We start from the raw sequence: 18,293 nt of genomic DNA on the forward strand, positions 1-18,293 counted from the left end.
CGTCCTGATCTCCCTGGCAGGGTTGCCGTCGACGGCCGCCGGTGTGACGGCGGCCACCGCACTGGGGAGAACTGGATGATCTTGGTGACCGGGGCAGGCGGCAACGTCGGCTCGGAACTGACCGGAATCCTGGCGCGCGGCGGGCATCCCGTCCGGGCGCTGGTCCGCACACCGCGGCCGTTGCCGGACGGCGTCGAAGCGGTAGTGGGCGATCTCAACGAGGCCAGGAGCCTGAAACCCGCGCTGGACGGTGTCCGGGCGGTCTTCCTGCTCGGCGGCTACGAGGACATGCCCGGCGCGCTCGCGGTGATGCGGGAGGCGGGTGTCGAGCAGGTGACACTGTTGTCGTCCCGTTCGGTCGTCGGCGGGCACGCGGACAACGCCGTCGCCGGGATGCACATGGCGGCCGAGGCGGCGGTGCGTGCTTCGAAGCTGCCGTGGACCTTCCTGCGGCCGAGCGGGTTCATGTCGAATTCGCTCCACTGGGTCGCGCAGCTTCGCGCGGGGGACGTCGTGCGCGAGCCGTTCGCGAACGTGCCGGTGGCGACGATCGATCCGTACGACATCGCCGCCGTCGCCGCGGAATCGCTGACCACGCCGGGACACGAAGGCCGGGCGTACGCCATCACCGGTCCGGGTTCGCTCCGGCCGGCCGACCGGCTCCGCGTCCTGAGCGAACTGCTCGGGCGGGAGCTGCGCCTGGATCCGCTTTCGGACGCCGAGGCGCGGGTGACGATGAGCGCGGAGATGCCGGCGAAGTACGTCGACGCCTTCTTCCGCTTCTTCGCCGAGGGCGAGTTCGACGACTCCGAGGTCACGGGTGCCGTCCAGGACCTCACCGGACGGGAGCCGCGACCGTTCGCGACCTGGGCCCGGACGCATCTGGCCGCCTTCCGCTAGCCGCGTTTCGTCCTCTGGATGCGTTCGTTGCACGCGCAAGGACCGCATTCAGAGGACGAAACGCGGGAGGGGGTCACACCAGGAAGTGGAAGAGCGGGCTGCCGGGTTCCACCCGCTCGACTTGGAGCGGGCTGACCTCCAAGCGGTGCAGCAGGCCTTCAAGGTCGCCGGGCCGCGCGAGTTCGACGCCGATCAGCGCCGGGCCGGTCTCCCGGCTGTTGCGCTTCACGTACTCGAACCGCGTGATGTCGTCGTCCGGCCCGAGGACCTCGTCGAGGAACCGCCGCAGCGCGCCGGGCTCCTGCGGGAATCCCACCAGGAAGTAGTGCTTCAGTCCTTCGTGGATCAACGACCGTTCGAGCACCTCGCCGTAGCGGCTGACGTCGTTGTTGCCGCCGGAAACGACGCACACCACGATCTGCCCGGGGTCGATCTTCACCGTCGTGCCGAGCGCGGCGGTCGCGAGCGCACCCGCGGGTTCGGCGATCACGCCGTCCGACTGGTACATCGCGAGCATCTCGGTGCAGATCGCGCCCTCGGCGACGTCGGTGAGCTCGACACCGCCGTCGCGGACCAGCGGATACGTCACCGATCCGGCCAGCGCGACCGCCGCACCGTCCACGAAGGTGTCGACGCTCTCGAGCCGCACCGGCTCTCCCGCCGCCAGCGCGGCGGCCATACAGGTCGCGCCCGCCGGCTCGACCCCGACGATCCGCATCTCCGGCGCGCGTTCCGCGGCCCACGCGGCGATCCCCGCGAGCAGGCCGCCCCCGCCGACCGGCACCACCATGACGTCCGGGACGAACCCGAGCTGCGCGACGACCTCCATCGCGACCGTGCCCTGACCGGCGACCGTCTCCGGCGCGTCGAACGCGGGGACCAGCGTCGCGCCGGTGCTCTCCGCGTCCTGCTTCGCGGCACTGAAGGCGTCTTCGTAGGTCTCGCCGACGACGATGACCTCGATATGCGAACCACCCAGCGTCGCGATGCGCTCGCGCTTCTGCCGGGGAGTCGTGCCGGGGACGTAGACGCGGCCGTTCGCGCCGAGGCGGCGGCACGCGTACGCGACGCCCTGCGCGTGGTTGCCCGCGCTCGCGCAGACGACGCCGCGCTCGCGGTGCTCCGCGTCGAGCTGGACGATGAAGTTGTAGGCGCCGCGGATCTTGTACGAGCGCACGGTCTGCAGGTCTTCGCGTTTGAGCCAGACCCGGGCGTCCACCCGCGCCGAAAGCCGCTCGTTCGGTTCGAGCGGCGTGCGGGTCACCACCCCGGCCAATCGCTTGGCGGCCTCTTCGACCGTTCGGGCGCTCACCGTTTCGATCCCTTGCACGAATGCTGAATGTACTGACCGGCCCCGGCCACGACGGAGAGTGGTCCAGTGGGTGCGTCACAGGGTTGTCGGTGGCCTGTGGTCCACTGGTCGCCATGGTGAGCAAGGTCGACGGAGTCCGGAGTCTCGATGCGTTGCGCGAGCTGGTCCACAGTGGCGCGGAGCCCGAGTACCAGCTCTTCTACGGCCACACCCCGCTCAAAAGCGGCCGGGTCAACGCGGCGTGCCTGAGCCAGTGGTGGCTGGCGCCGTTCGTGGTGGACGGCGAGCGGTACCCGACGGCCGAGCATTTCATGATGGCGAGCAAGGCGGAATTGTTCGGTGATCACGAGGCGGCGGCGAACATCCGTCAGGCGCCGGATCCCAAGACCGCCAAGATCCTCGGGCGCGAGGTCTCCGGTTTCGACGCCGAGGTGTGGGAACGGCACCGCTTCGACATCGTCATCGACGGGAACCTCGAGAAGTTCCGTCAGCACGCCGAGGAGCGCGAGTTCCTGCTGGGCACGGGCGACAAGGTGATCGTCGAGGCGTCCAGGATGGACCTGGTCTGGGGCAGCGGCCTCGCCCGCGAGGACAAGAACGCCACCCGCCCCGACTACTGGCGCGGGCAGAACCTCCTGGGCTTCGCGCTCATGGAGGTCCGCGAACAGCTGCGCGGCTAGTTCTCGCGTGATCAGAGGCCGAACTCGCGTGCTTGAAGGCGTGACTCGCGTGATCAGAGGCGTAACTCGTGTCTGCCGCTTCCGATCACGCGAGTTACGTCTCTGATCACGCGAGTCACGTCCTCGATCACGCGAGTTACGAGTCGACGCCCAGGGTCTTCTGCAGTGCCTTGTTCGCCTTGCGCGCCATGTCCGCGACGGCTTCGCGGCGGGCGGCGTCGGCGGCGTAGTCGTCCTGGCGATTCCGGACGACGCGCGCCGGCGAGCCGACGGCGATCGAGTAGTCCGGGATCTCGCCCCGCACCACGGCGTGGGCGCCGAGGACGCAGCCGCGGCCGACGCGGGTGCCCTTGAGCACGGAGACCTTGGTGCCGATCCAGGTGTCCGGGCCGATCCGCACCGGCGACTTCACGATGCCCTGATCCTTGATCGGGACGGTGATGTCGGTGGTGACGTGGTCGAAGTCGCAGATGTACACCCAGTCGGCGACGAGCGTGGCCGCGCCGAGTTCGATGTCGAGGTAGCCGTTGAGCACGTTCTGCCGCCCGAAGACGGCCTTGTCGCCGATGCGCAGCGAGCCCTCGTGGCAGCGGATCGCGTTGCCGTCGCCGATGTGCACCCAGCGGCCGATCTCCAGCCGCCCGTAGCCGGGACGGCAGTGGATCTCGACGTCCTTGCCGAGGAACACCATCCCCCGCAGGATGATGTGCGGGTTCGCGATCCGGAACTTCAGCAGCCGCCAGTAGCGCACGAGGTACCAAGGCGTGTACGCGCGGTTTCGCAGCACCCAGCGCAGCGAGTCCTTGGTCAGGAACTTCGCCTGACGCGGATCACGACGGGCCTGGCCCCAGGCGCGGAGCCGCGACAACGCGGGCGCACCCCACATGGACGTCATACCGGTGACCGTAACCTGTGAACAGGCCGCCGACCGCAAAGGGGAGCACGCGCATGGGCACCAAGCTGATCATCGACACCGACCCGGGGGTCGACGACGCGTTCGCGCTGGCGCTGGCCGCGCAATCCGAGGACGTCGACCTGCTCGGTGTGACCACGGTGTTCGGCAACGTCCCGCTGAGCCACACCACCGCCAACGCCCGCCGCCTGCTCCAGCTCTTCGGCCGCGACGACGTCCCCGTCGCCGCCGGTGCCGCGCGGCCGATGGTCTACGACAACGCCAAGTCCGCCGGGTTCGTCCACGGCGAGGACGGTCTGTCCGGCCACTCCGGGATCCTGCCGGAGGCGAAGCGCCCGCTCGACGAACGCGGCGCCGTCCGCCTGCTGGTGGATCTGCTGGAAGCCGCCGACGAACCGGTGACCATCGCCCCGATCGGCCCGCTGACGAATATCGCGCTGCTGCTGGCCGCCCATCCGGACATCCGCGAGAAGATCGGCCGGATCGTCATCATGGGCGGCGGGGTGACCAAGGGGAACTCCACCACCGCGGCCGAGTTCAACATCTGGAGCGATCCCGAGGCCGCGCGCCGGGTGCTGGTCGACGAGGACATCCCGACGGTGCTGGTCCCGCTGGACATCACGCATCAATGCTCGGTCGACACCGGCTGGCTCGGCAAACTCGCCGCGTCCGGGCCGCTCGGCGCGGCGCTCGAAGCGCTGACGCCCACCTACGTCGAGCACTACACCCCGATCCTCGGTCTCCCCGGGATGGTCATGCACGACGCGGTCGCGGTGGCCGAGGCGATCAGGCCGGGCATCCTCGACGTCGAGTCGTACCCCGTGGACGTCGAGTGCGGCTTCGGCCCCGCCCGAGGCGCGACACTGGTAGACCGGCGAAGGCTGCGAAGCACCGATCCGCAGGCCGTGCCCGGCCGCACCATCGACGTCGCGCTGACCACCGATGTCGACGCCTTCCGCGAGTTCGTCCTCGGCCGGATCACCGGAGGCCGGTGATGGAGCAGGAAACCTCGCGCCGTCGCAGACTCCCGGTGATCATCGCCGCGGTCGTCGTCGCGGGTGCCGCACTGGTCGCCGCCATCACCTTCGCGCCGAAGGAGGAGCCGAAGACGGAGGCCGCCGCAGTCGAGTCCTCGGCCCCGCCCACGCCGCCGCCGTCGTCGTCCGCCCCGGCGGAGATGCCGAAGGAACAGCCGAAGGTCCCGCAGCAGATGGGGCAGGAGTTCGACGCCTGGGTGTCGAAGACCAGCGGCTGGCTCGACATCCCGCTGCGCGCGATGACCGGGTACGCGAAGACGACCGTAGCGCTGAGCAAGGAAACCCCGGGCTGCCGCCTTTCCTGGGTGACGCTGGCCGCGCTCGGGAAGATCGCCTCCGATCACGGCCGCGCCGCCGGCTCGGGACTGAACGCCGACGGCGTGCTGACCAAACCGCTCGGCGCGGTCGAGGTCCGCGACTTCTACAACAAGGTCGTCTCGTCGGCGAACGCGAGCGGCCCGCTGCAGCTGACGCCGTCGGTGTGGGACCGGTTCAAGGCGTCGGCCAGCGGCGGGAAACCGGACCCGCAGAACATCGACGACGCCACGCTCACCGCCGGGCGTGCCCTGTGCGCGGGCGGCCGCGACCTCGGCCAGGGCCAGACGTGGTGGAACGCCGTGAGCACGCTGCAACCCGCGCCGCTGCTGATGCATCGCACGCTCGCGACGGTGAACGTCTACGGCACGGTCGGCCAGAACCCGCAGCCGCCGAACGCGGCCGCCTTGAGCGCGGTCAACTTCGCCATCGACAAGATCGGGCTGCCGTATGTCTGGGGCGGCAACGGCACCGGCGGCGGCGACCCCGGTTTCGACTGCTCCGGCCTGACGACGGCCGCGTACGCCAGCGCCGGCGTCAAGCTCATGCGCACCGCCCACACGCAGTACCACAGCGTGAACAAGGTGACCGATCCCCAGCTGGGCGACCTGATCTTCTACGGCGAGCCGAACACGAAGATCCACCACGTCGGGCTGTACATCGGGAACCAGCAGATGATCGACGCCCCGCAGACCGGGCAGGCGGTGCAGGTGCACACCTACCGGAAACAGGGCGACGACTACGCCGGAGCGGGCCGCCCGACGGCCTAGGAACGGTAATAGTCGGCGAGAGCGCTGAACGCGGCCTTGGGTTCCCACGGCATGCCCGGATAAGTGTCACCGTCGCGGTCTTCGAAGACTTTGACGATCCCGAGACTGGCCAAGTCCAAGTCACGGCGAGGGTCGTCGGGACGGTGCGGGTAGTTGGAGAGCGCGAAAAGGTAGACGAAGGCGCCGTCGACACCTTCGGCGTCGAAGATCTCCAACAGCTCACGCAAGTAGGCGGCCTGACCGGCCTCGTCGCGGTCGTAGTCCCCGTTCAGCCGGACCGGGTCGCCGTTCTCGTCGTGCTCGACGATCTCCATGCTGCGCGGCGCCTGATCGCCGGCGCCGCGCCAGGTGGCCGTGCCGAAGCCGGTGATCGCGACCGGTTTTCCTTGCGCCACAAGGGCTCGCACCCCTTCCTGGAATCGGTCGGCCACCTCCGCGGACCGGATGAGTTCGACCGACATGATGTCGAAGAGGGTCCAGTCGACCCGCTCGAACGGGATGCAGGCGTAGGTGACCTTCCCGTGAAAGTGCCGGCGGACCGCCGCCACGGCGTCGCCGAGGAAGTCGTTGAGGCGGGCGCTCGCCTCCGCGGTTCGCTCGCCCAGGCTCTCCGGCCTGCTGAAAAGTCGTTCGAGCCGCTCGGTGATGTCGGCACCGGGCAGGAATCCGTGGTCCATGAGGCTCAGCTCGACGCCGGTGACGAACACGACCTCCGCTCCCGCCTGCCGGACCCGTTCCGCCCGCTGAGCGCAGTCGGTGAACAACGCCAACATCTCCTCGGGCGTCAGCTCCAGCGGGTAGGGCGAGAACCAGACCTCCAGCCCTAGTTCGGCGGCGAGGTGAGCGGCCTGCTCCAGCCGCTCCGGATCGCCGCCGACGAGATGCACGGCGTTGCAGTGCAGATCGTCACGGATGACGGCCAGTTCGCGCTTCACCAGGTCGAGATCGAAGTTCTCGCGGGAGATCCGGCCGCCCCGGACGAAGCCGGTGTCGTAGGCGATTCCTTTGGCACGCATGGGTTGGGTCCTTTCGTGTGGGGAATGTGGTGCCCGACAGTAGGCAGAAACTTGCGTGCACGCAAGTTTGCGTTCGCGCAAGTTTGCTGGGATACTCGGCCGGTGACCGGATTGCGCGACCAGAAGAAGCAGGCCACCCGGAAGACCTTGCGCGAGGCGGCGCTGCGGCTGGCACTGGAGCGTGGCCCGGAAAACGTGCGCGTCGACGACATCGCCGAAGCCGCCGGAGTCTCGCCCCGGACCTACAACAACTACTTCTCCAGCCGCGAACAGGCCATCGTCGCCGCCGTCACCGCCGAACGGGAAGCGCGGATCGCGGCCGCGGTCGCGGCCCAGCCCGCTGAAGTAGGCCTCGCCGACGCCGTGATCGAGGCGATCGTCGAGCAGTACACCGACCCGGGCGAGCACCAACGCGACGCCCTGTTGCTGATCACCACCCGTCCGGCGCTGCGCGAGGCTTTCGCCGACACCACCAGCGCGCTCGAACTGCCCCTCGCCGACGCGATCGCCCGACGCCAGGACGACATCCCGCCGCACGTCGCCCATGTGCTCGCGGCGAGCGTGACCGCGGCGGTGCGGATCGCGCTCCAGCGGTGGCTCCAGCCGAGTTCGGCCGGCGGGCTCGTCGTGCCGTCCGGCTCACTGCCCGACCTGCTCCGCGGCGCACTCGCGCCCCTCGCGCCCGCATTCGACGCCGCCGGGGCCCGTCGCGACATAAGGTGACCGCGTGTACTCACCGATTCCGGTCCTGAACGAGCTGAAGGACCTCTACGACTCGACCCGCGACTACCTCGCCGACGGTTTCGAGCTGTACGACTACGACGACAAGAGCAGCTTCCCCCAGGAGCTGGACGACCCCGCGTTCCTCTCGCGCTTGATCCCCTTCGCCCAGGCGAACGGGAGCGGCTCGACTTACGCCATCTGGCGAGCCGACGACGAAACGGACCTCGCCCTCGCACCCGTCGTCGTCTTCGGCGACGAGGGCGGCGAGCACGTCGTCGCCCGCGACTTCACGGATTTCCTGCGGCTGCTGGGTTTCGACGCCGAGATCATGGTCGACCACGATTCGGCCTACTACTACCGGGCGGAAGACGACGACCACAGCGGCTCGCACGAGCTGTTCGTCGAGTGGCTCCGGGGGCGGGGCCTGACGCCGTCCGAGGATCCGGACGCCGTCGTGGCCGCCGCCCGTGAAGCCCACGGTGATCGGTTCCGGGCGTGGATCACGCCGTTCTACGAGCGGATCGGCTGGGCCTGAAAGGCCGGCGCGTTGTCGCGCGCCCAGTCGGCGAAAGTGAGCGCGGGCCGTCCGAGGAGTTCTTCCACCGTGGTGGTCGTGGGCCCGGGGCGTTCGCTGTAGTCGGCCAGGGAACCGAGCAGGCGGTCGGGGACCTCCTCGGGTAGTCCCTGCGCGAGCATTCCCTGCCGTACCCGCTCGGGCGGAAGCTCCTGAAAGGACAGTGCCCGGCCGGCGGCCGCGCCGATGAGCCGCACCTTCTCGTGCTGGTCGACCGATCCCGGACCGGTCAGCGTGGACACCGACCCCGCCGGGAGGTCGCCGAGAAGGGCTCGCGCGGCGACCTCGGCGATGTCGGTTTCGTGGATCGGTGAGGTGGCGGCGCGGCCGTACGCGCCGCGCACCACGTCACCCGCCTGGAGCTGGGGTACCCAGGCCAGCGCGTTGGCGGCGAAATCCGCCAGGCGCAGGACCGTCCACTCCAGACCGGAGCGCGTGACGAGGTCTTCGGCTTTCTTGAACTGGGCGGCGAACCGCGCCTCCCCGGCCGGGTACTCGACGGTGGTGGCCGACAGCAGCACCACCCGCCGCATCCCTCGTCCGGCGGCCAGCTTCAGCAGCTCTTCGAGACCGGGGCCGGTCGCCCGCGGGCTGATCTGGATCGCTTCGACACCTTCCAGCGCCGGTTCGATCCAGGCGGGACTGAACAGGTCCCCATCGGCGCGTGTGATCGCGGTGACGTCGATACCTTGGCGCAGCAGGACATTCTTCACCTGACGTCCCACGACGCCGTTCGCTCCGGTGATCAGGATCATGATCGTTCCTTTTGTTCGGCGGGCGGATGGTCAGACGCCGGCGAGTTCTTCGGCCCGGACGACGCGGCGGCGCCGCACGGGAAGCATCGACGTCGGGTGCGAGATGCTCCAGGCGGCGGCCTTGCAGATGATCTCCTTGAGCCGGGCGGCCGTTTTACCGGTGAGCGCCGAGTCCTTCGGCCGGTCGTCCGGGGTCACCCACTGCACGACGGCGTCGCGGCGGCCGAGGCTGACGCACTGGCCGGTGTACCCGATCTTGTTCTCGGGGAGCGAGCCTCCGGTCAGGGCGGCGACGATGGCGTCGGCCGCGCGGTAGGCCGTGGGAACGCCCGAGGCGCAGGACATCCGCAGCGGCGTCCCGTTCACACCCGTCGCGAGCGCGGCGTCACCGACGGCGTAGACGTCCGGATGCGAGACCGACCGCATCGTGTCGTCGACGACGATCCGTCCCGTCGCGGAGACGTCCAGTGTCGTGGCGGCGGCGATGGGATGGACGGCGAAACCGGCCGTCCAGACGGTCACCTGGGCGGGAATCCCGCGGCCGGCCGCGGTCGTCGCACCGTCCGGCCCCACACGCGTGATGTCGGTGTCCTCGTACAAGGTGATGCCGAGCCTCTCGAAGGTCCCGCGAAGGTGACGCCGGGCCTTCTCGCTCATCCAGTCACCGAGACCGCTGCGGGCCGCGAGAGCGACCTGGAGATCCGGCCTGGCTTCGGCGATTTCCGTGACGGCCTCGATGCCGGTGAGACCACCGCCGACGACGAGCACGGTCCCGCCCGCGGCGAGGTCGGCGAGACGTTCCCGCAGCCGCAGCGCTGAGCCCTTGCCGTCGATGTGGTGGGCGTGCTCGGCGACGCCGGGGACACCGCTGTCCGCGGCGGCGCTGCCGAGGGCGTAGACGAGCGTGTCGTAGGCGATGTCCCCGTCGTCGAGGGCGACGGTCTTGCGTTCGGTGTCGACCGCGCTGACCCACGCCGTCCGCACCCGGACACCCGTACCCGCGAACACGTCGGTCAGCAGACGGGGCTTCAGGTCCTGGCCGGTCGCGAGCTGGTGCATGCGGACCCGCTCGACGAACTCGGGGTCGGCGTTGACGAGGGTGATCTCGGTGTCGGCGGGGTGCAGCCGCTTGGCCAGCCGCCCGGCGGCGTTGGCTCCGGCGTATCCGGCTCCGAGAACGACGATTCGGTGCTTCATGGTCTCACTCCTGTCCGGTCGGTGTTCGCTGCCTGAACCGGGCAGCGACACGAAACCTGACAGCGGCGGACTGTGATCCGGGTCACCAGGGGACGGTGAGTGGCTCCCCGTGCTCGGAAACGCCCCACTGACCCGCCGCGCGGTCGAGCTTGGCGGGGTTCACCTGGGCGTGGACCGCGGCGATCCCGTCGGCGGTGACCTCCAAGGAGACGACGCCGACGAGCTTGTCCTCCACCATCAGCACCAGCGCGGGAACGCCGTTGGCGACGGTGGAGAACAGCTCGGGCTTGCCGCCGATCAACGACCATTTGGCGGCGCTCGGCTTGAAGAGGCCGCGCAGGAACCTCGCCACCCGGACCGCGCCGGTGATCGGCCGCGGCAGCGAGAAGAGCACGCCGCCGCCGTCGCCCACGCTGATCGCGTCGTCGGCCAGCAGCCGCACCAGCGCGTCGGTCCGGCCGCTGAGCGCCGCGGCGAGGAACTCCTCGACGATCTTGCGGGCCGCGGCCGTGTCGACCTCCACCCGGCGCCGGTCGGCGGCCAGATGCTGCTTGGCCCGCCGGTGGATCTGCTGGCAGTTCGACTCGGTGACGTCGAGGACCTCGGCGATCTCGGCGTGGGAGTACCCGAACGCCTCGCGCAGCACGTACACGACGCGTTCCTTGGCCGAGAGCCGTTCCATCAGCGTGAGCATCGCGATGGAGACCGATTCGCGCTGCTCGACGGTGTCGGACGGACCGAGCATCCGGTCCCCCGCGAAGACCGGCTCGGGAAGCCATTGGCCCACATAGGTTTCCCGCCGGGCCCGGGCCGAGGTGAGCCGGTTGAGGCAGAGGTTGGTGAGCACCTTCGTCAGCCACGCCTCCGGCGTCTCGACGTACCCGCGGTCGGCGGACTGCCAGCGCAGGAACGTGTCCTGCACCGCGTCCTCGGCGTCGCTCGCCGACCCCAGCAGGCGATACGCGATCGCCTCCAACCGGCCACGGGCCGCCTCGAACACCTCGACCTCGCGCGCACCGGTCAGCATCACCCCAGATTAGCCATCGGCGTCAGGCCGCGGGGATCCAGCTGCCGTGCAGTCCCAAGGGGACACGGGCGGGCAGGTGAACCCTCGCCAGAGGCTCGCCGGTGAAATCCTGCGACGCCAGGATCACCAGGTCCGCCGCACCGCGTTCGCGGTCGTGGACGTAGACCAGGTTGTAGCCGTCGTCCTCCGCGGCCGCGCGGGCCGACGGGACGAACACGGTCTCCCCCGCGCTCGCGTCGCGGCCGAATTCGTGGGCTTCGGTGACGCCGGCCAGGAGGTCGTGCTTCAGCAAGGCGCTGCTGAATCCCTCGTCGGGGCGGTCCGGTTCCGCGGCGCTCGGGGTGGCGTACAGCTCGGCCGCCGCCGAATAGCCGTAGCGGTAAGGCTTTCCGCCGAACCGGCCGTTGAGGCGAGGGAAGTCCTGCGGACGGTCGTGCAGCAGTGTGCGGGTGGCCCGGTCGGCCGCGAGATCCACGGTCCAGCGTTCGAGCACGGGCTTCGAGGCACCGACGTCGGCGAAGTCGATCGGCCGGGGATGCACGACCACGTCCACCACCACGGTTCCGTTGTCCTTGAAGGCGTTCAGGGTGTGACCGACCATGACGGGCGCGGTCTCGAACCACCGCACCGTGCCGCCCGCCCTCGGCAGCAATCCCAGCCGTGACGGCAGTTCCCGGTTCCAGCCGAACGGCACGCCCGTCGCCAGGCGCTCGGGCATGAAGACCATCGGGGACTCGTAGAACACCACGTAGTGCTCCGTGAGCGCGAAGTCGTGCATGTACGGCAACGTGGGCGCCTTGATGTCGGTGACGCTCCGGTTGCGCCCGTCGGGGCCGATCACGATGTGCTGCACGAAATCCGCGCCGTACCGGAAGGCAAGCGAGTGCAGTTCGCCGGTCGCGTGGTCGTACTTGCTGTGCGCGTTGGCGGAGAAACCCTGTTCGGTCGCACCGAGGGAGGCGGGACCGACGGTGTCGAGTTCGTCGGTCAGCTCGTACGGGGCCAGACCTCCTTCGATGAGCGCGTAGAGGCGGCCGCCGTGGCCCGCGACCTGCACGTTCGGCGCGAAGTCCAGGCGCTCGTCGGCGACCTGACCGCGCCGCGGTTCCCCGAGCCGGTCGGCAACGGAGGCCGACCGGACCCAGCGGTTGCGGTACCACTCGGCGCGGCCGTCGCGCAGGCGCACGCCGTGGACCATGCCCTCCCCGAGGGTCCAGATGTGCGCCGACGCGTCTTCGAGACCGAGCGGGTTCGGGCCGATCCGCAGGTAGCGGCCGTCGAGGTCGTCCGGGATCTTCCCGGTGACGGGCAGGTCGAAGGCGGTGATCTCTTCGGCGACCGGGGCGAAGTTGCCCAGGACGTAGCGATTCATCGTCGGGTTTCCTTGCTGCTAGGCGTCTTGAACATTTGTATAATACATTTGTATAAGACGCTTGTCACAGCGGGGCGCTAGGATCGCCGTATGGGACAACGAGAGGACCTCCTCGACGGGGCCAAGCGCTGCCTGATCGAACGCGGCTACGCGCACACCACCGCACGGGACATCACCGCGGCCTCGGGAGCGAACCTCGGCTCCATCGGGTACCACTTCGGTTCCAAAGAGGCCCTCATGAACGAGGCCATGATCGAGCTGTCCACCGAAGTGGTCGAGCGCCTGCGCGAGCCGGAGGACGCTTCGCTCACCACCACTTGGCAGGGCCTCGTCGACTCCTTCGGCGAGCAGCGCGACCTGTGGACCGCCGTCCTGGAGAGCGTCACCCAGGCCATCCGCTTCCCGGAACTGCGCGAACGGCTCGCCGACGCCCAGGACGAGGCCCGCAAGGTCCTCGGCGAGCGGCTGTCCGCGACCGACGCCGACGCGGCGGGCGCCGTCCAGTTCGCCCTCATCACGGGCGTGATGCTGCAGCACCTCGTCGCCCCGGACCGGGCCCCCAGCGCGGAAACGATCGTCCGCGGCCTGGAGGCCCTCGCCGGCGGCAAGGCCTGACTCAGCCCTTCCGCTCCTCGAACATGTTCAGCAGCACCTCGGGAACGTCCTCGCCGAAGATGCTTTCGATCAGGAAGTCCTCCTCGATCGGCGTTTCGCAGCGCACGAACATGGCCTGTTCGTACTCGGCGAGCGCGGCCTCGACGTCGTCGGGACGCGCGGCGAGCGCCTTGCCGAGTTCGGCGCCGTCGAGCATCGCCAGGTTGGCTCCTTCGCCGTTCGCCAGCGCGAGATGCGCGGCGTCGCCGAGCAAGGTCACGCCGGGCACGCGCTCCCAGCGCAGCCCGAACGGCAGGGTGAAGGCGGGGCGGTGGATCGGCGCGATGTCGCTTTCGGTGATGAGCGCGGTCAGCTCCGGCGACCAGTCGCCGAACTCCGCCACGATCGCCGCCTTGGCCGCTTCGGCGTCGGAGAAGTCGATGGCGTCGAACCACGCCAACGGCTTGCCGAGTTCCACGTAGGCGTGCAGGGTGTCGCCGCTTTCGCGGTGGGCGTTGATGCCGATGCCCTCCGTGGTCCCGGCCCCGAACATCGATCCGCCGCCGACCGTCTTCGCCACGGCGGCGTGCCGGGTGTCCGCGTCGTACAGGTAGGTCTCGACGATCGACGTGCCGGAGTACTCGGGAACGGCGTCGGTGAGCAGCGGCCGGACCCGCGACCAGGCCCCGTCGGCGCCGACCAGGAGACCTGTGACGACAGTGGAGCCGTCGTCGAAGGTCACCTCGCGGCGGCCGTCGCCGAGCGTCCGGACGCCGACCACCTTGTGTCCCCAGTGGACGGTGCCTCCGGGGAGCGAATCGAGCAGCATCCGCCGCAGGTCACCGCGCTGCGCCTCGGGCCGGCCGCCCGTGCCGTCGTCGCCCCGCTCGAACAGGACGGTCCCGTCCCGGTCCAGTACCCGCAGCGCCTGACGGCCCTCCAGGACGATGCCGCGGAACTCGTCCATCAGCCCGGCGGCTTCGAGCGCGAGCTGGCCGTTGTAGTCGTGGATGTCGAGCATCCCGCCCTGCAGGCGTGAGGTCGGCGACGCTTCGGCTTCGTAGACGTCGGAAGGGATGCCGTGGACGTGCAGGACCCTGGCCAGGGTGAGCCCGCCGAGACCGGCGCCGATGATCGTGACAGGTGTGTTCATGGTGACCCCTCGGTCGCTTCTGGAATGACATTCCAGAGCGTGTCGGGGGCCCCTGTCAGACGCCGCACACGACACTGGCACGGTCTGACAGGCGCTGTTATGTCATGATGCTGACATGACGGTCGGACCACTGGACCAATCGGCGGGATACCTGCTGAAGCGGGCGGCGACGGCGCTCCGGACGGCGATGGACACCGCGTTGCGCCCCCTCGATCTGACCGTGCCGCAGTACTCCTGCCTCGAAGTGCTCTCGCAGCGACCGGGGCTGTCCAACGCGGAACTGGCCAGGGCCGTGTTCGTCACCCGGCAGTCGATGAACCTGGTCCTGCGCGGTCTGCAGGACCGCGGACTGGTCACCCGGCCGTCGACCGCGCCGCAAGGCCGCGCCCTGCCCAGCACGCTCACCCCCGCCGGACGCGCGCAGCTCCGCGCCGCGAGCGGTCTTGTGCGCGAGGTCCAGGACCGTATGCTCGCCCCGTTTTCGGAAGCGGGCCGGGAACGGCTGGTGCACGACCTCGCCGTCTGCGCCGACGCGCTCACGCCCGGGGAATGACTCAAGACCTCGTGCTCACCAGTGTCTCCGGCTTGAACGCGTACACGTCGGAGCCCTGGACCAGCACGTGCCATTCGCCGCAGACCTTGTCAGTCCTGCCCTCCTGACCCTGCGGCCACCACTGCGCGGCGAGCGTGGCCGCCTGTGTCGCGGCCGCCCCCGGCACGCAGAGCGCCGGCAGCGTGCCGCCGGTGAACTTCAGGAGCCGCTCCGAACCCGTCGTCCGGATGACCTCGGTGACCGACGCCGCCCCGTCCGGCACCCAGTCCGGCAGCCGGGCGTCCTTGTCCCGCTTGCCCTCCGCGCCGGTCGCGTAACTGACCGTCTTGACGTGTCCGTTCGCCTTTTCGGTCAGACCTTCCTTGAGCCCGCAGCCGGACAGGGCGATGGTGGCCGTCGCGGCGGCGAGCACCGCCGCGGTGATCTTCGTGTTCATACGATCGAGTCAACCTCGCGGAGATGTTCGCGGGATCGGACTTTCGGCCCGGCCGTGCCGCCATCCGGCCGATCTCGACGACGGATGACCGCCGTCGATCGGCCACGTCGCGCGGCGGCCGTTCCACTGGGACACCGCGGCGATCGCGGCGGCCCGCACGAACTACCATTCCGCTGATGACCGCCTACCACGATCTTGAGCTGTTCGAGGAAGCCGCTTCCCTGCCGGAGCGGCAGCAGAAGATCCTGCTGACCATCCGCGAATGGGTGGTGGAGTACGGCTACTCGCCGAGCACGCGCGAGATCGGCGAAGCGGTCGGGCTGCGCTCGACGTCCTCGGTGTCGAAGCATCTGGCGGCGTTGGAGGAGAAGGGTTTTCTCCGCCGCAGCAGCTCCATCTCGCGCCCCATCGACGTGCGCGCCTTCCTGCACGGCACCGCGTCGAAGGAGTCCACAGAGGACTCCGTGCCGGTCCCCGTCGTCGGTGACATCGCCGCGGGCACGCCGATCTCCGCCGTCGAGCACGTCGACGACGTGATGACCCTTCCGCGTGAACTCACCGGGCGGGGCAACGTCTTCGGCCTGCGGGTGCGCGGTGACTCGATGATCGACGCGGCCATCTGCGACGGCGACATCGTCGTGGTGAAGCAGCAGCAGGAGGCGCACTCCGGCCAGATCGTCGCCGCGATGATCGACGAGGAGGCCACGGTCAAGGTGTACCGCCGCCGCGACGGCCACGTGTACCTCGAACCGCGCAACCCCGCCTACGAGGTCATCGACGGGGACCGTGCGAGCGTGCTCGGCGTCGTGGTCTCGGTGCTGCGCAGCGTCTGACGCGGTTTTTGTCGGTGGGCCGGAGTAGCTTCGGCGCCCATGTACGAAATCGACTTCGTCGAGTTCCCGTCGAGTTCGGCGGCGGGCTCGAGCGGGTTCTTCGAAAAGGCCTTCGGCTGGACGGCGACGGCGTACGGCCCGACGTACACCGACGTCCAGAGCGGCGGCGTGGTCTCGCTCGGCTTCCAGCAGGACACCGCGCAGCAGACGGCCGCGCCGCTGGTGACGATCCGCACCGACGACCTCGCACAGGCGAGGGCTTCCGTCGAGGCCGCGGGCGGCATCGTCACGGTCGAGCCGTTCTCGTTCCCCGGCGGGCGCCGGTTCCACTTCCGCGAGCCCGGCGGCGCCGAACTCGCGGTGTGGTCCCCGGACTCCTGACATCAGGCCGCGAAACCCAGCACGAGCGAAGCGGCGACAGGCGCCATGTACATCAGCGGGAACGCGACGTGCGACGGCCAGTGCGCGCGGAGCACGGTGATCACGGCGCCGGTGAAGTAGAGCACCAGGCCGATCCCGGCCGCGACGCCGAGCGCGGGCACCCACAGGCCGGCGATCAGGCCGAGCGCGCCCGCGGCTTTGGCGACCCCGAGCGGGGTCCACCAGGCGCGCGGAACGCCGTAGTCGGCCAGCGGCTGCACGACCCACTTGGCGCGGAAGAAGATCGAGGCGGCCGAGAACGCGGCCATGAACGCTCCGACGACGGTGACGATGACATAAGCGGTGGTCATTTCGGTTTCTCCTTGGCTTCTCGGTGGTTCGCGGGGTTGACCCCGGCCAACTGCCCGATGTGACAGCCCGCCAGGTGAAGCACGTCACAGGGTCGCGTCGTTTTAGAGCAAGCGCTCTGTTATCCTCGCCGCATGCCCCGGCCCCGCGTGCACGACCTGGATCGGCTGCTCGACGCGGCCGAGCGCCTCGTCGTCGAAGTCGGCGCCCGGGGCGTCACCGTGCGCTCCCTCGCGGCCGCCGCGGGCGTGTCCAACGGGACGATCTACCACGCTTTCGGCTCGCTCGGCGCGCTGCTGGCCCGCGTCTGGCTCCGCGCGGCGAGCGCCTTTCTCGACCTCCAGACCGAGCTGGCCGATCAGGCGGAAGACCCGGCCGCGGCGATCGCGGCCGCGGCGGACGCACCGGCGGAATTCGCCCACCGCCGTCCGGAAGCGGCCCGCCTGCTCATCACCGTCAAGAAGGAGCATCTGCTCGGCCCGCAGGTCCCCGAAGATCTCGCCGGCGAGCTCCTCGCACTCGACAAACGCCTGGTCAGGCTTCTCGTCACGCTCGCCGAACGGCTATGGAGCAGGCGGGACGCTCAGGCGGTCGAAGTGCTGACGACCTGCGTCGTCGACCTGCCGACGGCCCTGTTCCGCCGCGCGTTCACCGCGGGCGAGCCGATCTCCGAAGACTCCCGGGCCCGGCTGTCCGCCGCGGTCCACGCCATACTCCTGCTCCCACCCCCACGGAAGGACTGACATGCCCACTCTGCGCCACGACGCCCCGGTGTTCCTGCTGGACCTCGGGGACGACGAGAACCGGTTCTCGCCGTCCTGGCTGGAAACCGTGCATTCCCAACTGGACACCGTCGTCGCCTATCCGGATCCGGCGGTGCTGGTGACCGTCGGTTCCGGGAAGTTCTACTCCAACGGCCTCGACCTCGACTGGCTCACCAGCAACCCCGCCACGGCCGCGCAGTACGTCGCCGACGTCCACGAACTGTTGGCTCGCGTACTCACCCTCGGCGTGCACACGGTCGCCGCGATCAACGGACACGCCTTCGGCGCCGGGGCGATGCTGGCGATGGCGCACGACTTCCGGGTGATGCGGGCGGATCGCGGGTTCTTCTGCTTCCCCGAAGCGGACATCAACATCCCGTTCACGCCGGGGATGGCGGCGTTGATCCAGGGCAAGCTCACCCCCGCCGCCGCGATCGCGTCGATGACCACCGGACGACGGTTCGGCGGCACCGACGCGCGCGACCTCGGGCTCGTGGACGCCGTCGCCGAGAAACCCGCGCTGCTGGAGTACGCGGCCGATCTCGTCCGCCCGCTGGCCGGGAAGGACCGCGGCACGCTGTCCGCGATCAAGACGACGATGTTCTCCCCCGCCGTCACCGCGCTTCGCGCCAAGTAGCCG

At 69.8% G+C, this 18,293-nt stretch carries 22 protein-coding genes; 12 read left to right on the plus strand and 10 right to left on the minus strand.

The genetic code is table 11. The features are described 5' to 3' along the window. Positions 1-75 precede the first annotated feature (75 nt). Positions 76-900 carry an NAD(P)H-binding protein gene (locus AB8M46_RS02535; protein ID WP_394359442.1) on the plus strand — a complete coding sequence of 275 codons (825 nt, stop codon included), beginning with the start codon at positions 76-78 and terminating at the stop codon, positions 898-900. 73 nt (positions 901-973) lie between these two features. Here AB8M46_RS02535 and ilvA read toward each other — a convergent pair whose 3' ends face one another. Continuing rightward, positions 974-2,230 carry a threonine ammonia-lyase IlvA gene (ilvA, locus tag AB8M46_RS02540; protein WP_394359443.1) on the minus strand — a complete coding sequence of 419 codons (1,257 nt, stop codon included), beginning with the start codon at positions 2,228-2,230 and terminating at the stop codon, positions 974-976. Positions 2,231-2,325: 95 nt separating this feature from the next. On the opposite strand from ilvA, the gene AB8M46_RS02545 reads away from it, so the two are divergent. Next, positions 2,326-2,892: an NADAR family protein gene (locus tag AB8M46_RS02545; RefSeq protein WP_200882738.1), complete on the plus strand. Its 567-nt coding sequence runs from the start codon at positions 2,326-2,328 to the stop codon at positions 2,890-2,892. Between the two features lie 136 nt (positions 2,893-3,028). Here the strand turns inward: AB8M46_RS02545 and AB8M46_RS02550 are convergent, their stop codons facing one another. Then, entirely contained in the window at positions 3,029-3,787 is a 759-nt protein-coding gene (locus tag AB8M46_RS02550; RefSeq protein WP_007031648.1) for an acyltransferase, read from the minus strand. A 53-nt stretch (positions 3,788-3,840) separates the two neighbouring features. Here AB8M46_RS02550 and AB8M46_RS02555 point away from each other — a divergent pair, with 53 nt between their 5' ends. Continuing rightward, positions 3,841-4,800, plus strand: coding sequence for a nucleoside hydrolase (locus AB8M46_RS02555; protein ID WP_394359444.1), 960 nt, complete (start codon positions 3,841-3,843; stop codon positions 4,798-4,800). Continuing rightward, positions 4,800-5,927 carry a bifunctional lysozyme/C40 family peptidase gene (locus AB8M46_RS02560; protein WP_037341847.1) on the plus strand — a complete coding sequence of 376 codons (1,128 nt, stop codon included), beginning with the start codon at positions 4,800-4,802 and terminating at the stop codon, positions 5,925-5,927. The genes AB8M46_RS02555 and AB8M46_RS02560 overlap by 1 nt, the downstream gene beginning before the upstream one ends. Here the strand turns inward: AB8M46_RS02560 and AB8M46_RS02565 are convergent. Beyond that, positions 5,924-6,943 carry a hypothetical protein gene (locus AB8M46_RS02565; RefSeq protein ID WP_394359445.1) on the minus strand — a complete coding sequence of 340 codons (1,020 nt, stop codon included), beginning with the start codon at positions 6,941-6,943 and terminating at the stop codon, positions 5,924-5,926. The two genes, AB8M46_RS02560 and AB8M46_RS02565, sit on opposite strands and share 4 nt — an antisense overlap. A 102-nt stretch (positions 6,944-7,045) precedes the next feature. Here AB8M46_RS02565 and AB8M46_RS02570 point away from each other — a divergent pair, with 102 nt between their 5' ends. Both AB8M46_RS02570 and AB8M46_RS02575 read left to right on the plus strand, forming a co-directional pair. Next, positions 7,046-7,666 (plus strand): TetR/AcrR family transcriptional regulator, encoded by a 621-nt coding sequence (locus AB8M46_RS02570; protein WP_394359446.1) that lies wholly within the window; start codon positions 7,046-7,048, stop codon positions 7,664-7,666. Between the two features lie 4 nt (positions 7,667-7,670). Further along, positions 7,671-8,201: an SMI1/KNR4 family protein gene (locus tag AB8M46_RS02575; protein WP_037341840.1), complete on the plus strand. Its 531-nt coding sequence runs from the start codon at positions 7,671-7,673 to the stop codon at positions 8,199-8,201. Here the strand turns inward: AB8M46_RS02575 and AB8M46_RS02580 are convergent. From AB8M46_RS02580 to AB8M46_RS02595, 4 genes are all read right to left on the minus strand, one after another. After that, positions 8,177-8,995: an NAD(P)H-binding protein gene (locus tag AB8M46_RS02580; protein ID WP_394359447.1), complete on the minus strand. Its 819-nt coding sequence runs from the start codon at positions 8,993-8,995 to the stop codon at positions 8,177-8,179. The two genes, AB8M46_RS02575 and AB8M46_RS02580, sit on opposite strands and share 25 nt — an antisense overlap. 30 nt (positions 8,996-9,025) lie before the next feature. Beyond that, the gene (locus AB8M46_RS02585; protein WP_394359448.1) at positions 9,026-10,192 is read right to left on the minus strand and encodes an NAD(P)/FAD-dependent oxidoreductase; all 1,167 of its coding nucleotides are present in this window, start codon (positions 10,190-10,192) and stop codon (positions 9,026-9,028) included. 82 nt (positions 10,193-10,274) lie between these two features. Next, positions 10,275-11,219 carry an RNA polymerase sigma-70 factor gene (locus AB8M46_RS02590; protein WP_037342553.1) on the minus strand — a complete coding sequence of 315 codons (945 nt, stop codon included), beginning with the start codon at positions 11,217-11,219 and terminating at the stop codon, positions 10,275-10,277. A 22-nt stretch (positions 11,220-11,241) separates the two neighbouring features. Further along, positions 11,242-12,591 carry a carotenoid oxygenase family protein gene (locus tag AB8M46_RS02595; RefSeq protein ID WP_394359449.1) on the minus strand — a complete coding sequence of 450 codons (1,350 nt, stop codon included), beginning with the start codon at positions 12,589-12,591 and terminating at the stop codon, positions 11,242-11,244. A gap of 90 nt (positions 12,592-12,681) precedes the next feature. Here AB8M46_RS02595 and AB8M46_RS02600 point away from each other — a divergent pair, with 90 nt between their 5' ends. After that, positions 12,682-13,206 carry a TetR/AcrR family transcriptional regulator gene (locus tag AB8M46_RS02600; RefSeq protein WP_125734653.1) on the plus strand — a complete coding sequence of 175 codons (525 nt, stop codon included), beginning with the start codon at positions 12,682-12,684 and terminating at the stop codon, positions 13,204-13,206. 1 nt (position 13,207) lies between these two features. Here AB8M46_RS02600 and AB8M46_RS02605 read toward each other — a convergent pair whose 3' ends face one another. Beyond that, on the minus strand, positions 13,208-14,338 hold the full coding sequence (locus AB8M46_RS02605; RefSeq protein WP_394359450.1) for an FAD-dependent oxidoreductase: 1,131 nt from the start codon (positions 14,336-14,338) through the stop codon (positions 13,208-13,210). A gap of 115 nt (positions 14,339-14,453) precedes the next feature. Between AB8M46_RS02605 and AB8M46_RS02610 the strand changes: the two genes are divergently transcribed. After that, positions 14,454-14,891, plus strand: a complete 438-nt coding sequence (locus tag AB8M46_RS02610; RefSeq protein WP_037341831.1) for a MarR family winged helix-turn-helix transcriptional regulator — start codon at positions 14,454-14,456, stop codon at positions 14,889-14,891. 1 nt (position 14,892) lies between these two features. Here AB8M46_RS02610 and AB8M46_RS02615 read toward each other — a convergent pair whose 3' ends face one another. Next, on the minus strand, positions 14,893-15,327 hold the full coding sequence (locus tag AB8M46_RS02615) for a hypothetical protein (RefSeq protein WP_350594096.1): 435 nt from the start codon (positions 15,325-15,327) through the stop codon (positions 14,893-14,895). 176 nt (positions 15,328-15,503) lie between these two features. On the opposite strand from AB8M46_RS02615, the gene lexA reads away from it, so the two are divergent. Next, a complete protein-coding gene (gene lexA / locus AB8M46_RS02620; RefSeq protein ID WP_016336599.1) occupies positions 15,504-16,160 on the plus strand; it encodes a transcriptional repressor LexA in 657 nt (218 codons plus the stop codon). Between the two features lie 39 nt (positions 16,161-16,199). Next, complete coding sequence (locus tag AB8M46_RS02625) at positions 16,200-16,541, plus strand: VOC family protein (RefSeq protein ID WP_037341826.1); 342 nt, start codon at positions 16,200-16,202, stop codon at positions 16,539-16,541. A gap of 2 nt (positions 16,542-16,543) precedes the next feature. Here the strand turns inward: AB8M46_RS02625 and AB8M46_RS02630 are convergent, their stop codons facing one another. Continuing rightward, positions 16,544-16,891 (minus strand): DoxX family protein, encoded by a 348-nt coding sequence (locus AB8M46_RS02630; protein WP_037341825.1) that lies wholly within the window; start codon positions 16,889-16,891, stop codon positions 16,544-16,546. 132 nt (positions 16,892-17,023) lie between these two features. Between AB8M46_RS02630 and AB8M46_RS02635 the strand changes: the two genes are divergently transcribed. Next, a complete protein-coding gene (locus AB8M46_RS02635; protein WP_037341820.1) occupies positions 17,024-17,632 on the plus strand; it encodes a TetR/AcrR family transcriptional regulator in 609 nt (202 codons plus the stop codon). A gap of 1 nt (position 17,633) precedes the next feature. After that, positions 17,634-18,290 carry an enoyl-CoA hydratase-related protein gene (locus AB8M46_RS02640; RefSeq protein WP_037341817.1) on the plus strand — a complete coding sequence of 219 codons (657 nt, stop codon included), beginning with the start codon at positions 17,634-17,636 and terminating at the stop codon, positions 18,288-18,290. Positions 18,291-18,293: the final 3 nt, after the last annotated feature.

Origin of the sequence: Amycolatopsis sp. SB7-3, from assembly GCF_041021335.1 — a bacterium.
Lineage (GTDB): Bacteria > Actinomycetota > Actinomycetes > Mycobacteriales > Pseudonocardiaceae > Amycolatopsis > Amycolatopsis japonica.